Genomic DNA, 14,577 nt, shown 5'->3' with positions numbered 1-14,577 from the left:
GGTTTTCTCTTACGCTAATCGGTTGATTATTGAAGAGAAATCCATCCCTGCATTGCCTTCTTCGCAATGCATTTCAAACCACTTTGCAGCAAGCTCACCCATAGGTACTTGCGCGTTGACGCCCTTCGCGCCCTGCATGGCCAGCCCCAAGTCTTTGAGCATAAGCGCAGAAGCGAAACCGCCAGCAAAATCGTTATCAGCAGGGCTTTGTGGCCCCACACCTTTTACAGGGCAGTAGGTGGTCATTGACCATGTCTGTCCCGAGGCATTTGACGCAATATCGAAGAACACTTGCGCATCTAAGCCTAGTTTTTGTGCCAGCTGGAAGCTTTCACACGTCGCAATCATGGTCGCGCCAAGTAACATGTTGTTACAAATCTTTGCTGCTTGTCCCGCACCATGGCCGCCCGCATGGACGATTTTTTTGCCCATTGCGCTAAGTACACCATGGGCTTTGTCAAAGGCATCAGCGTCGCCACCCACCATAAACGTAAGTGTGCCGCCTGCAGCCGCTGCAACACCACCAGAAACTGGCGCATCCAGCATTTTAAGGCCTTTTTTCTCAGCTAATTCTGACACACTCTTCGCCGTTTCTACGTCGATGGTGGAGCAATCAATAAGCAAGGTGCCTTCGCGGACAGAAGCCAAGATCTGATTTGAATAGATATCTTTTACGTGCTTGCCTGCTGGTAACATAGTAATAACGATGTCGGCCTCAGCAGCAGCTTGCTCGGTACTTTGCGCAATAGTGCAGCCTGCTTCTTTGGCTTTGGCCAGTGCCGCTTCGCTTAAGTCAAAAGCCAATACGTTGTAATCGTTCTTAACTAGGTTATCTGCCATCCCTGAGCCCATATTACCTAGGCCAATAAATGCAACTGTGGTCATAATAGTCTCCTCACTTAGCCCATGGTTGGAATAACAAAGGCGTTGTCGTTCGTATCTGAGCCATCAGGCCAGCGCTGCGTAATGGTCTTAACCTTGGTCCAGAATTTCACCCCTTCCATACCGTGCTGGTTGGTATCACCAAATGCAGAGCGCTTCCAGCCCCCAAAAGTGTGGTAAGCAACTGGCACTGGAATAGGTACATTAATCCCTACCATGCCCACGTTTACACGTTGCGCAAATTCGCGCGCCGCATGGCCGTTACGGGTGTACATAGCAACACCGTTACCGTATTGATGATCACTTGCTAAGTTAACCGCTTCGTTGAAATCTTTCGCGCGCACCATTTGCAGCACTGGACCAAAAATCTCCTCTTGGTATGAGCGCATGTCTTTGGTCACGTGGTCGAAGAACGTTGGGCCGATGAAGTAGCCTTGACTGTCGTCTGGGATCTGACTGGTTCTGCCGTCGTAAACAAGCTCAGCACCTTCTTCTATGCAAAGGTCGATATAGCCTTCAACGCGCTCTTTGTGAGCAGCAGTAACCACAGGGCCATAATGAGCGTTAGGATCTTCACTATGACTTACCATAATGTCTTTAATAGCCGGAATAAGCTTGGCTTTCAGTTTCTCAGCGGTTTCATCGCCCACTGGAACGACAACCGGTAGCGCCATACAGCGTTCACCGGCACTGCCATACGCAGCACCAACTAAGTCGGTTACCACCTGATCTAAATCAGCATCAGGCATTACGATGCCATGATTTTTCGCGCCACCCATGGCTTGAACGCGCTTACCTGCACGAGCGCCACGCTCGTACACGTAATTAGCGATATCAGAAGAGCCTACAAAGCTCACCGCCTTAATAGTTTGATGATCTAAAATACCATCAACCACTTCTTTGTTACCGTGTACAACATTAAGTACACCTGCAGGAAGGCCTGCTTCAATCATAAGCTTTGCCAGTTCAACAGGTACTGACGGATCGCGCTCTGATGGCTTTAAAATGAACGCGTTGCCGCAGGCAATTGCCACACCGAACATCCACATTGGGATCATGGCTGGGAAGTTAAATGGCGTAATACCTGCCACTACACCTAGTGCTTGGCGCATGGAATACACATCGATTCCTGGGCCTGCACCTTCGGTATATTCACCTTTTTGCGCATGAGGGATACCACAGGCAAACTCGATAACTTCAAGGCCACGCTGAATATCACCTTGCGCATCAACCAACACTTTACCGTGCTCGCTTGATAATAGTGCCGCTAAGCGATCGCGGTTTGCTTCAACCAACTCTTTAAACTTGAACATAACACGAGCGCGTCGTTGAGGGTTTGTTGCTGCCCACTCAACCTGTGCAGCTTGGGCTGTTTCAATTGCATAGGCCAAAGTTGAAGTGTTAGCCAAGCTTACTTCAGCCTGTACTTCACCTGTGTTAGGCGCAAATACCGACGCGGTATTCTCGCTGCTATCCTCAAAATCTTTACCTGCAATAAAGTGAACAATCTTTCTCATGACATAGCTCCTATAATTTTTAACAATATTGAAACCTTGTGTTTGCAAAGGCAATACATATACTTGCAGTATGGTGCTGTAAAAATGCAGGTGTTTAAGTGAATTGGGACGACATGCGTTTGTTTCTTGGTTTGGCAAGAAATGGACGCGTAGCTATTGCAGCTAAAGGCTTGAAGGTAGACCCTACGACGTTAATTCGTCGTGTAAAAAAACTGGAAGACTCATTAAATTGTAAGTTGTTCGAGCTAACTAAAAAAGGATATGTGCTAACCACCCATGGTAGTGAGCTAGTTACGTATATTGAAAAAGCAGAGCATTACTTTTTAGAGGCACAAAATGAATTAGGTGACGAACGCTCGCATTTGGCAGGCACGATCAGAGTGAGTGTTTCTGAAGGTTTCGGTAGCTGGTTTTTGGCGCCTTTACTACCCGATTTTAAAAAGCAGTATCCGGGGATCAGCATTGAGCTTGTGGCAACCAGCGGCTTTTTAAACCTGAATAAACGAGAAGCCGATATGGCTATCTTGTTAGAAAAGCCCAGTAAAGGCTTGCTGGTTACACAAAAATTGACTGACTATAACCTTTATCTTTATAGCCACCAGTCCCTTATCAGCGACAACGAACCACGAACATTACAAGAGCTCACCGCGTTCAATTTAGTGAGTTACGTGCCCGATTTGGTTTACGCTCCCCAATTAAAGTTCATTGAAGAGACTGCTTTGTCACAATTAAGTGCGCTTCGCAGCACCAGTATTAATGCGCAGTATCAAATGCTTGTAAATGGCGCAGGGGTAGGCATTTTACCTAAATTTATGGCGGAAACTCAGCCAGGCTTAGTTCGACTCATTGAAAGCGAGATTCATATTAAGCGTACATTCTGGCTGGCCACACACAAAGAAACTCATTCTCAAGCACGCTTTCAAGTATTTACAAAATGGCTTACAGATAAAGTTACGCAATACCATTCAAAATTTCTCGACTAAAAAATTAGACGTTTATCTACTGTCTTTTGCAGGGTAAATATGTAAAAAGTAGCGTAGCAGCGTCGAAAAACTCGCCACCCCCTGATACAAGTGGCTAAATGTGTTCTAAGGCTTTAATAAATTAGGCCGACACGTCCTAGTTAAAAAGACATTGTCTAGCGAATAGTTTGCTAAACCTTGTGTAGATTCATCAAATTACCGTTAAGGCAAGGTTAGTTACTGCCGATAAACGGCATATTACTGTATTTCTCTGTCAGGGCAGGCCCTATGTTCAATAAACACTTAGTGAAAGAAAACGAAGCGCTTCGCGAGGAGCTACATATACTCAAGCAAGTGCGAGATGGCTTGCGCGAAGAAATGATCTTTCTCAATCTTAATGAGCGTGGTGAAATTGAAGCCGTCAACGAGGTGTTCGAGAAAGAGCTGGGTTACTCACTCTCTCAAGTGAAAGGGCATCGCTTCTTTGAATTTGTTCCCGAGATTGCCAGAAACACGCCTCATTTTAAAAAGCTAAAAGATTCTATCGAGCAGCGTGTTCATTACTGGGGGGCGATTGAGTTTCTTCGAGAAAATGGTGAAGAAGCGTGGTTAAGGGGCGTAGTTGAACCTATTTTTGACGGAAAAGGGAATATTCACAAATTCTCAGTCAACCTCAACGACCTCACGCGCACTATAGCCAACTCGAAAGAGCACGAAGATTTGGTGGCCGCATTACACAAGTCAAATGCGGTGATTGAATTCGATTTAAACGGAAATATTCAGGACGCAAACGAAGCTTTCCTGAAAGCCGTTAAGTACCGCCTTAATGACATTAAAGGTCAGCATCATAGAATCTTCTGTGATACGGAGTATGCGAATTCCCGCGAATATAAAACGTTTTGGGAACGACTTACTCAGGGGGAATTCGTCGCAGGAAGATTCGAACGTTTCGATGCTCACGGCAACACTATTTGGCTGGAAGCCACCTATAACCCGATTTGTGATTCTCACGGTCGTATGTATAAAGTGGTTAAGCTGGCTACTGATATTACTGAGCAGGTGGCACGAGAAAATGCCGTGTCCAGTGCCGCTGATATCGCCTACCGTTCTTCAAACACAACGGATCAAATCGCCACGCGAGGAAAGGAAGTCATTAGCGAACTGCTTTCTGAAATGTCTTCGCTGTCGCAACAAATGGATAGGGCAAAAGAAGGAATTAACGCGTTGGACGCTCAATCTCAACAAATTGCCACGATTATCGGAAGTATCAGTGCGATTGCCGAACAAACCAACTTGCTTGCTCTAAATGCTGCGATTGAGGCGGCACGTGCTGGCGATCAGGGGCGAGGTTTCGCTGTGGTTGCTGACGAGGTGCGTCAATTAGCATCGCGTACAACCGAAGCCACAGAAGAAATCATCAATGTGGTTAAACACAACCAGACATTGGCCACCGACGCAGTGAACTTGGTTAATGAAGGCGATGAAAAGGCGCAATCAGGGCTCAATTACGCCAGAGAGGCGGGTGAAGTTATCGAACAAATTCAATACGGTGCAAAAGAAGTCGTTGATGCAGTAGGCCAATTCAGCAGTCGACTGGGAAGTTAGTAGCACCGAGAAACAGGCTTACCGATAAGTGTAAACTGTCTAAGTTCTTACCAAATAAAACATCGCTCAAAACAGAATTCATCCTACCTTGGTAGGATGAATTCGCCCCTATTGCAGGATGTGCTTTTTAACGTAGCCTGTATAGCATAACCCTGTAATAAAAGGCTTGCGGGGGCGGTTATGTCAGGTTTTACGAAAATATCTACAGCTATAGTGGCCGTATTCATTGGCTGCTTTTTGGTTTTTACCTGTCTGGTCTACTTCCACATACAAGATAACATTGAGGAAGAGATGACGGGCGCGCTTAATCAAGTGCGAGAAATGGTCAACCTCAATATCCCTGTTGCTGATATCGAAGCGATTGTTGAGCCTAGCCCTCACTTATCCGCCCATTATTTCACGGGTCGCCTTCAGGCAGAACAGACTTCAGTAATGTCGACAACTGAACGCACTGCACTCACACCTGTTATCATTCCAATTCAGGAAAATCAGTATCTTATCGTTACGCCTTTTGATGCTACTGAACTCACCCAGAATCTCACTTTTTTTGCCTTGGTGGCGGGACTGTTTTTCGCAACCTTTGTGCTGTTGCTGTTTACGTTAAAAGTTGCGGTTAAGCAAAGGTTAGTGCCGCTAAATCAGCTCGCTGACGCATTATCTGAGCTACGAGAAGGCAAGGAATCACAGCCCCTGCCACATTCAGATATCACCGAAATGAACAGGGTATTAGACCAGTTTAAGCACCTACAAAATGCACTTAAATCAAAAGAAAAGCAGCTCATCAAAATAGATAAGCAATTAGCGCTTCTTCAAGAGCAAGAGCGAAATTACCTTGCCAGAGAGCTTCACGATAATGTGGGGCAGTTGCTGACCACGATAAAAGCCCACGCTTATATTTTGGTTAACGCAAAAGAGCGATCTGTTGTTGAACTGTCGGCGCAGAAGGTTCAAGTGATGTCACATCAAATAAGCGATGCAATTAGAAAGCTCACTGCTCACCTTCATCCGCTTGTTTTAGATAGAGTCTCTCTTCAGTCGTCGCTTGAGCGACTGGTGTACGAACAAGAAGTAGCGCAGCCCGATACGCAGTGGGACGTGTCTATTAATCTAAAGCGCTATCAAGAAGATAATGAGCGAGATATTCATCTTTACCGATTTGCTCAAGAAGCCATTAACAACGTGATTAAGCATGCGAAGGCCACCAAGGTTAGCATTCAAATTTATGGCGATACTCACCGTGTTTCTGTGATGGTCAAAGACAACGGTCGGGGATTAGGGAACCACATTGTAGAAAATATTGGCATGTCTTCAATGCGCAGCCGAGCGCGTTGTATAGGAGCAAATTGTAGTGTGACGTCACCCGATGATGGCGGCGTTGCCGTATCGCTGTCTCTTACCCTTAAAAAAATGCCTCCTCTTATGGGCGCTAACGTCGCATGAATATTCTAATTGTCGACGACCACGCTGTGGTGCGTGAAGGATACAAAGCTTTACTCAATGCGATGATGCCCGATTGCCGTATTTTTGATGCTGAAAACGGCGCGCAAACCCATCGTTTATTAGCCAGTAGTGACATTGAGATCTTAATCCTAGACATAAACCTTTCAAATGAAAGTGGCCTTGTTTTAGCCAAGATTTTTTTGAAGCGACATCCTGATTTAAAAATTATCTTTTTCAGTATGTTCGAAGACAGCGTCATATTGCATCGCGCCATGCAGACCGGTGCTATGGGGTACATCAGTAAAAGTAGTTCGCCTGAAATATTGATCTCGGCAATTAAGGTCGTCGCAAAAGGGCAAAAGTATATTGAGCGCGGCCTGGCGGTAAATTTAGCCAATCAACTTCTCGATACTAATGTGGACATTGCTGCCAAATTAACAAAACGCGAGTTCGAAATATTTATTGCGATAGCGATGAATAAATCCCGCTTCGATATTGCTGATGAGTTGGGCTTATCGGCTAAGACTGTTTCTAACGCACTTACCGTCATTAAGCGAAAGCTTGACGCGGTGCCCTCCCAGTTTTCAGCCATTGCGGCTAAACACGGCTATATCGGTGATGCAGAGCTTTCAGCGTCTCAATCGGTGTCTTTTGTCGAGAAGAGTGAGAAGTAGCCATAGGTTTCCCCTCCTAAAGTAGGAGTCAAATCGGTCTATCGCATCATGGTAGGTACAACGTAAAAGTACCATTATCAAACTACACAACAAACCAAGTTAGTGCGCGTGGTACGCGCAAAGTTATCAAAAGGTACTTCTTATGATTTATGCAAAGCCAGGTAGTGAAGGTTCGGTCGTAAGCTTCAAAGAAAGCTACGGTAATTTTATCAATGGCGAATGGGTAGCACCGGTTAAAGGTGAGTACTTCACCGCAACATCTCCAGTAGACGGCAGCGACATCGCACAAATCCCACGCTCAAAATCTGAAGACATTGAGCTTGCGTTAGATGCCGCTCACGCTGCGAAAAAGGGCTGGGCAGATACGTCAGTAGCTGAGCGTTCTAACATTCTTCTGAAAATTGCCGATCGCATTGAAGAAAACCTAGAGCTACTTGCCGTTGCGGAAACATGGGACAATGGTAAAGCCGTTCGCGAAACGCTTAATGCAGACATTCCGCTGTGCGCAGACCACTTCCGTTATTACGCAGGCTGTATTCGAAGCCAAGAAGGCACCATCGGTGAAATTGATAAAAACACGGTGGCGTATCACTTCCACGAACCTTATGGTGTTGTTGGGCAAATCATTCCATGGAACTTCCCGCTACTTATGGCTGCATGGAAACTTGCGCCAGCACTTGTTACCGGTAACGTAGTGGTGCTAAAGCCAGCAGAACAAACGCCAGTATCTATCTTATTGTTCGCCGAACTAATCCAAGACCTACTACCACCGGGTGTACTAAACATCGTTAACGGGTTCGGGGCAGAAGCCGGACAGGCTCTTGCAACAAGCACAAGAATCGCAAAAATTGCGTTTACTGGCTCTACACCTGTTGGCGGACATATCCTTCGCTGTGCTGCTGAAAACCTTATTCCATCTACCGTTGAGCTTGGCGGCAAGTCGCCAAACTTATTCTTCCCAGACATCATGAATCACGAGCCTGAATTTATTGATAAGTGTGCGGAAGGTTTAGTGCTTGGATACTTCAACCAAGGTGAAGTATGTACGTGTCCTTCTCGAGCGATTATTCACGAAGACATCTATGATGCATTCATGGAAAAAGTGTTGGAAAAAATTCAGAAGATCAAACGTGGCAACCCACTAGACACAGACACCATGGTGGGTGCACAGGCATCTAATGAGCAGTTCGAAAAGATCCTTAAATACATCGATATCGGTAAGTCAGAAGGGGCTCAGGTTGTCACTGGTGGTGAGAAAGAGCAGCTACCTGGCTTTGATGGAGGCTACTACATTCAGCCGACTATCTTGAAGGGTGAAAACCACATGCGTGTGTTCCAGGAAGAGATTTTTGGTCCTGTAATCGCTGTTCAAACCTTCAAAACCGAAGAAGAGGCGATTGAGATTGCCAATAATACAAGCTTCGGACTTGGCGCTGGTGTATGGAGCCGCGATGCGAATGTAGCATTCCGCGTGGGTCGAGCGATTGAAGCAGGTCGCGTATGGACGAACTGTTATCACTTGTATCCAGCTCACGCTGCGTTTGGCGGCTACAAGAAATCGGGCATTGGCCGCGAAACCCACAAGATGATGCTAGATCACTACCAGCAGACAAAAAATCTATTGGTAAGCTACGACATCAACCCACTTGGTTTCTTCTAAGTAAATCTGAGGGCGGCGCCTACCGCCGCCCGCTACTTTTATGCGCATCGCATTTTCCTCAATCATTTTCTTGCTGTTTCTCAGCACCAATGTGTTGGCGCAGTCTGACGCGACAGACATTCCACAAGACATTTACAAAATATTTCCCAACGCTACACGCGTGGGGGAGATGCACACTGACATCAAGGTAACCCCGGTCTATCAGCTTCAGCAACTACTCGGATATGTTTTTGAGTCGAATGACTTTGTCGACTTCATAGGCTTTTCAGGCAAACCGGTTAATGTAGTGATTGGGCTAGACACGCAAGGCAATGTGGTCGATCTTTTCGTCAAGCAGCATAGCGAGCCGATTTTTTTGCACGGGCTTGGCGAGAAATCCATGTTTGATTTCGTTGCTCAATATCAAGGGCACAGTGTCAAAGAACGTTTTATCATTGGTGGTAAAAGCAATGTAGGCAAAGACGCTACCTACTTTGATGGGGTTACGAAAGCCACCGTATCGGTGCTGGTTATCAACGATACCATCGTGACATCTGCATTAGCCGTTGCCAGAGCTAAGCTCGATGGCTTTGTTGCGCCTAGCAACAATATTATCAATCCAGACTTTTACGAACCTTTTACTTTTAGCGAATTGGTGGACAAGGGCTACATTCAAAAGCACCAGATTACTCAGCAAAATACCGAAGGGCTTTCGAGAGAAGTGGTTCGGGCGGTTGACGATATTCAAAGCGAGTTTGCTCTTGATGGTGACATCATTGCCGAACACTACTATGCGTTTTTAAGTCTTCCTATTGTGGGGAAAAACCTGCTAGATGAAGAGGAATTTGCTCGGTTACAGGAAAATCTAAATCCGGGTGAAATGGCACTGATGGTACTGAATACGAAAGGGTTCAGTTTTATCAGCGATGAGTTTATTCCCCAAACCACTCCTGAGCATTTACGGGTATCTCAAGGCGGCTTTCCCACAGCTATCCGCGATATCGATTTTTATAGCTTCTATGACCCCGCATTTTCACAAGCATTGCCCGACTACAACGAGATCAAAGTACTTCGAGTAAAATCGAAAGGTGGGCTGTCACTTGACCAAGAAATGGAAATAGCGATTAGTGTGCCGTTTAAGCCGAGTTTCTTCGAGCAAGATGAGCATCTGTTCCCTTTGAAAGTGACACTGCCTAGTGAACTATTTATGGAAAATCCTGAGGCTCAGTTAGCGAAGCCCATTCCGTTGTGGCAGAAAATTTGGAGGGACAGAACCTTAACGATAAGCATCACCGTTGTTTATCTTGTAGCGCTGTCGTTGTTTTTTGCATTCCAGCAAAGGCTAACGCCTTACACCAAGTTTGTGCATACAGTGCGGGCATTTTCCCTTGTGTTCGTGCTGTTTTTTATTGGCTTTTACGCTCAAGGGCAACTGTCTGTTGTCAACATATACACGCTGCTACTGGATATTATCGACGGATTTTCCTTAGAGGTATATCTTCTCGACCCGGTCATTTTTATTTTGTGGAGCTTTGTATTTGTCTCGTTGTTTATCGTTGGGCGGGGACTATTTTGCGGCTGGCTTTGCCCCTTCGGAGCACTCCAGGAAATGATGGGAATACTGGCTGAAAAGCTCAGGATAAAACAAATTAGAATTAAGCCACAGCACCACAAACGGGCACAAAAAATTAAATATGGGTTGCTTATAGGGCTTGTTGCGTGCTCATTCTATTCGCTAAACCTTGCAGAGAAGCTCGCTGAGATAGAGCCGTTCAAAACGTCCATAACCCTACACTTTGTTCGATATTGGCCTTTTGTACTGTATTCGGTTTTATTGCTGCTACTTAGTTTAAAAATTCATAAAGTGTACTGCCGCTATTTATGTCCGTTGGGAGCGGGGCTTGCCATTTTGGGGCGTTTCCCTTTAGTTAAATTGCTTACACGTAAAGATGCCTGTGGTAATCCGTGTCAGCTGTGCAAACAAAAGAAATGTGGTATTGATGCTATAGAACAAGACGGCAGCATTGACTATGCTGAATGTATTCAGTGCCTTGAGTGTGTGGTTACGTTAGATAACCCTGACTTGTGCAAAATCGATAAATATAAAAAGAAAAAGGTGCCAACGCGTGTCAAAAACCTCAATCCTGTCCGCACTTAGTCAACCTGCTAATAGCAAGGTTAACGATGACAACCATTCTAGTTTATACGGTGCTAAAGAAGCCTGCCGTGATGTGGCCAATGAGATTTTAGCCAACGTTAAGTGCGATGAAATAGAGCTATTACTCTTTCATACCAGCACGCTGTTTGACTTAGACACCGTAGCAAAGGAAATCTCCGCACGTTTTCCTCACGTGAATATTGTTGGCTGCACCAGTGCTGGAGAATTTAATAAAAATGGCTACGGAACAGAAAAACTCTTGGCCGTCGCGTTTTTGAAAAACGAATTTTCTATTGCCACAGCATTGGTGCCTAATTTAGGCGAAGTAAACTTTGATGAAGCCCACGATATTGCCAGTGGTTTGCGCCGAGCCTTACAGGGGAGGGAGCGTCGTTACGATACAGAGCAGCACTTCGTTATTTCTGTGCTCGATGGACTTACCCGCCATGAGGAACATTTTCTAGAAACCTTTGCGACCGCATTTGGCAATATTCCACACTTAGGTGGTAGCGCTGGCGACGATTTAAAGCTTGAAGCCACCTATGTGTTTTACAACGGTGAATTTCATCGAGACGCAGCAGTACTGCTGCTTGTTGGCACGGGAAAGCCCTTCACCGTATTCTCCATTGATCACATTAACTCTCCCGTATCGAAGCTGGTGGTCACCCACGCCGATCCTGAGTCGCGAACCGTGTATGAAATAAACGGTGAACCTGCTGCGCAGTATTACGCCAGTTTATTGGGAATGAAAGCTGAAGACTTAACGCCGGATGTGTTTTCCATGTTTCCCCTTGCAGTGATGGTAGGGGGCAAATATTTCATCCGCTCTATTCAAAAAGTAGATTTGGCCACTAACGCCATTACCTTCTACTGCGCGGTAGATATTGGCATTATTCTTACATTTGTTCAGCTGGGTGACTGCATTGAAGCATTAGAAAGTAAACTAGACAAGCTGCGCGCTCAGCTTGGCGAGCCCGAATTTGTCTATGCTTGCGATTGCTTTTTGCGAAGGCTCGAAATTCAACAAGGCAAAAACGACCACGAAATAAGACGGCTACAGCAAAGGTACAATGTCGCGGGCTTCAATGCCTATGGCGAGCATATTCACTCGGTTCACTTGAACCAAACGTTTACGGGGGTGTATTTTGCAGCCCAATAATCAATTTACCGACGTGGAAGCGCTCCAAAAGGCCCTTTACGAGCAACGGCGTGAAAACGAAAAGCTTGAAAAAATAAACGCAGCGCTGATGTATCGCATGGAAGAGGGCGGTTTTAATCATCACAGCTACCGCGCCTTCGAACATTCGGTTCAACTTTCTGAAAAAGTGAGTCAGAAAACCGAAGAACTGCAGTCAGTACTGCAAAAGCTGGAGCAGTCAAATGCCGAGCTAGTGCGGGCTCACGAAGAAACCCATCAGGTTAAACAGCGTTTACACGACGCCATTGAAAGCACTAATCAGGCGATGGTGTTGCTAGATAGACTGGGCGGGATCATCTTCTTTAATCGGCACTTTGAAACTGTTTGGGATGACCTTTCCATTACCCCTAAAATTGGCGATAACTATTACGATATCACCCAAGCTGCCAAGCATTCCGGGGTTATTCGCCGCGCCCTGCCTGCTGATGTCGAAGGCAGGATGATCTATCAGTTGTCGAACCGGCGATGGTATCAGCTGACCAATCGACCCACGCAAGAAGGCGGGAACGTTATTCTGTTTAACGACATCACTGAAGTAAAACTGCTTGAATCGAATCGTTACGAGCAAGTCATTAAAGAGAAAAACAAGCTGTTGCAAAGCCTTATCGATAATATTGATGTTGGAATATTGCTCATTGATAAAGAAGGTGGCATTGCGTTTTGGAATAACACGTTTTTGACCCAGTCAAACGTGCCCCAGCACGTACTGGTAAACAGTAAGAATATTTATGCCCTTCAAAATAACCGTCACTGGAGCGGGCTCAACTTAAACCCGGTGGGGCCAAGTACACAGATTATCCACGAGCAACTGGTGGTTGAACGCAACATCACTACACTGCCCGACGGCAATACGCTGTGCACGTTCACCAATGTTACATCGCAGCATCACTACGCGGAAACGCTGAAGCAAAACGAAAGCTGGATCCGCATGATAACCGATAATGTACCGGCGCTTATTGCTTACATTGGTACCGATAAAAAGTTTCAATACACCAATAAAGGTTATCGCGATTGGTATGGCGTTAGTGAGCAAGACATTAATGATATGCCTATGGATAGAAGCCACCTGAAAGAGGTTTACCCTAATCTTATTCAGTACTTGCGCCGTGTTAACCAAGGCGAAGTGGTGAGCTTTCAAAGCAAAGAAAAAAATGCTCATGGCGACGTTGGCTTTTTACAGAAAGTTTATTTGCCTCATTTCAATGAATCTGGCGATATCACCGGGCACTTTGTCTTGGCAACAGACGTGTCGCAGCAGGTAGAAAGCCAACTCCAGCTTAAAGCGGCTAAAGACCAATTAGAATCGAATGTAGAAAAGCGTACCCGTGAACTCAATCACGCCAACATCGCCCTTCAAGAAGCGATTGATTCAAAGAGCAAATTTTTGGCTGCTATTAGCCACGATCTTATGCAGCCCCTTAGCGCTGCCATCTTGTTCAACGAAACATTGAAAGATCAAGTGGATAGTTCATCCAGCCCCATTGTTGCCGCCCTCGATAATTCACTGTCTGATTTACATGGCCTTATTCGCACGCTTATTGAAACATCCAAACTGGACGCTGGGGTGTTACAGCCCGATAAGCAGCAAGAAAATGTATTGCCGTTACTTATGCAGCTAGCCGAAGAGTTTACGCATATCAGTAAAGACTACAGTGTAGATTTTCGCTATCGCTTGAAAGAAGCCTTCGTGGTGACAGACGTGAACTTACTTTCTCGAATATTGCGAAATTTATTAATAAATGCAATGAAATACGGTGCCAACGGCAAGGTGTTACTGGCAGCACGAAAGGTGAATGAAAACCTGGAAATTAGCATCTATGATCAAGGTGTGGGTATAAGCGAAGACGATCAGAAAGTTATTTTTAAAGAGTTTTCCAGATTAGAAAACGATTTTAACTACTCTTACAGTTTGGGTCTGGGATTATACATTGTAGATAAAATGAGTAAGTTGCTAGAGCACGATATTCGAGTGCGCTCGAAAGAGGGCGTAGGCGCATGTTTCACGGTGACCATTCCTATTACCGAAGTGTGTGATACGAGTCAGGAACAAGACTATCTTTATACTTTGGAGCCATCGTTACCAGATTACGTTTTGGATAAGCATATATGGCACATTGATAACGATGCGAATATGCGCATTGCTATGCAAACGTTGTTCGCAAACTGGGACATGGAAGTAGACACTTTCTCAGGTTTTGAACAATGCAGTGCTGTAAATAATGGCAGTTTTGACGAGTGCGACATGCTTATTGTCGATTACCACCTAGATGAAGAAGAAACCGGTTTAGACATTGCGAAACGCGTAAGAAAAATCGCGCCTTCAATGCCCATTATGATTTGCACCGCTAATCACTCAAAAGCGTTAGCGAATGAACTTGAAGGCACCGACATTCAGCTGCTGCACAAACCTGTTAACTCCGCGGTGCTTAAGGCGGCGCTAGTCTCAAGCTTGAATGGCTAAAAGTATAGGAACATGGGGCCTGTTAATCTTCGGTGCACAGC

Annotated in this window: 10 protein-coding genes; 8 read left to right on the top strand and 2 right to left on the bottom strand. The window is 45.5% G+C overall.

The genetic code is table 11. The features are described from left to right. Window positions 1–9 precede the first annotated feature (9 nt). Both mmsB and QME20_RS09685 read right to left on the bottom strand, forming a co-directional pair. On the bottom strand, window positions 10–885 hold the full coding sequence (mmsB, locus tag QME20_RS09690; protein ID WP_014950690.1) for a 3-hydroxyisobutyrate dehydrogenase: 876 nt from the start codon (window positions 883–885) through the stop codon (window positions 10–12). 14 nt (window positions 886–899) lie between these two features. After that, window positions 900–2,399 (bottom strand): CoA-acylating methylmalonate-semialdehyde dehydrogenase, encoded by a 1,500-nt coding sequence (locus tag QME20_RS09685; RefSeq protein ID WP_020744244.1) that lies wholly within the window; start codon window positions 2,397–2,399, stop codon window positions 900–902. A 98-nt stretch (window positions 2,400–2,497) separates the two neighbouring features. Between QME20_RS09685 and QME20_RS09680 the strand changes: the two genes are divergently transcribed. From QME20_RS09680 to QME20_RS09645, 8 genes are all read left to right on the top strand, one after another. Continuing rightward, window positions 2,498–3,382 carry a LysR family transcriptional regulator gene (locus tag QME20_RS09680; protein ID WP_281715851.1) on the top strand — a complete coding sequence of 295 codons (885 nt, stop codon included), beginning with the start codon at window positions 2,498–2,500 and terminating at the stop codon, window positions 3,380–3,382. A 267-nt stretch (window positions 3,383–3,649) separates the two neighbouring features. Further along, window positions 3,650–4,966, top strand: coding sequence for a PAS domain-containing methyl-accepting chemotaxis protein (locus tag QME20_RS09675; protein ID WP_281715850.1), 1,317 nt, complete (start codon window positions 3,650–3,652; stop codon window positions 4,964–4,966). Between the two features lie 180 nt (window positions 4,967–5,146). Further along, window positions 5,147–6,406 carry a histidine kinase gene (locus tag QME20_RS09670; RefSeq protein WP_061486528.1) on the top strand — a complete coding sequence of 420 codons (1,260 nt, stop codon included), beginning with the start codon at window positions 5,147–5,149 and terminating at the stop codon, window positions 6,404–6,406. Further along, a complete protein-coding gene (locus QME20_RS09665) occupies window positions 6,403–7,080 on the top strand; it encodes a response regulator transcription factor (RefSeq protein WP_014950685.1) in 678 nt (225 codons plus the stop codon). The genes QME20_RS09670 and QME20_RS09665 overlap by 4 nt, the downstream gene beginning before the upstream one ends. Window positions 7,081–7,222: 142 nt before the next feature. Then, a complete protein-coding gene (locus QME20_RS09660) occupies window positions 7,223–8,740 on the top strand; it encodes an aldehyde dehydrogenase family protein (RefSeq protein ID WP_281715849.1) in 1,518 nt (505 codons plus the stop codon). Between the two features lie 40 nt (window positions 8,741–8,780). After that, complete coding sequence (locus tag QME20_RS09655) at window positions 8,781–10,877, top strand: 4Fe-4S binding protein (RefSeq protein WP_061486527.1); 2,097 nt, start codon at window positions 8,781–8,783, stop codon at window positions 10,875–10,877. Beyond that, the gene (gene nosP / locus QME20_RS09650) at window positions 10,846–12,036 is read left to right on the top strand and encodes a nitric oxide-sensing protein NosP (RefSeq protein WP_014980253.1); all 1,191 of its coding nucleotides are present in this window, start codon (window positions 10,846–10,848) and stop codon (window positions 12,034–12,036) included. Before QME20_RS09655 ends, nosP begins: the two co-directional genes overlap by 32 nt. After that, entirely contained in the window at window positions 12,023–14,536 is a 2,514-nt protein-coding gene (locus QME20_RS09645; protein WP_156086929.1) for an ATP-binding protein, read from the top strand. Before nosP ends, QME20_RS09645 begins: the two co-directional genes overlap by 14 nt. The last annotated feature ends 41 nt before the right edge of the window (window positions 14,537–14,577 follow it).

Origin of the sequence: Alteromonas sp. CyTr2 (assembly GCF_947311905.1) — a bacterium.
In the GTDB taxonomy this organism is placed as follows: Bacteria; Pseudomonadota; Gammaproteobacteria; order Enterobacterales; family Alteromonadaceae; genus Alteromonas; species Alteromonas macleodii.
This window is presented reverse-complemented; position numbering and strand designations above follow the sequence as displayed.

Coding starts and splice junctions, on each gene's coding strand:
- QME20_RS09665 (WP_014950685.1), top strand. CDS start 6,403: ATGAATATTCTAATTGTCGACGACCACGCTGTGGTGCGTGAAGGATAC.
- mmsB (WP_014950690.1), bottom strand. CDS start 885: ATGACCACAGTTGCATTTATTGGCCTAGGTAATATGGGCTCAGGGATG.
- QME20_RS09675 (WP_281715850.1), top strand. CDS start 3,650: ATGTTCAATAAACACTTAGTGAAAGAAAACGAAGCGCTTCGCGAGGAG.
- QME20_RS09655 (WP_061486527.1), top strand. CDS start 8,781: ATGCGCATCGCATTTTCCTCAATCATTTTCTTGCTGTTTCTCAGCACC.
- QME20_RS09660 (WP_281715849.1), top strand. CDS start 7,223: ATGATTTATGCAAAGCCAGGTAGTGAAGGTTCGGTCGTAAGCTTCAAA.
- QME20_RS09670 (WP_061486528.1), top strand. CDS start 5,147: ATGTCAGGTTTTACGAAAATATCTACAGCTATAGTGGCCGTATTCATT.
- QME20_RS09685 (WP_020744244.1), bottom strand. CDS start 2,399: ATGAGAAAGATTGTTCACTTTATTGCAGGTAAAGATTTTGAGGATAGC.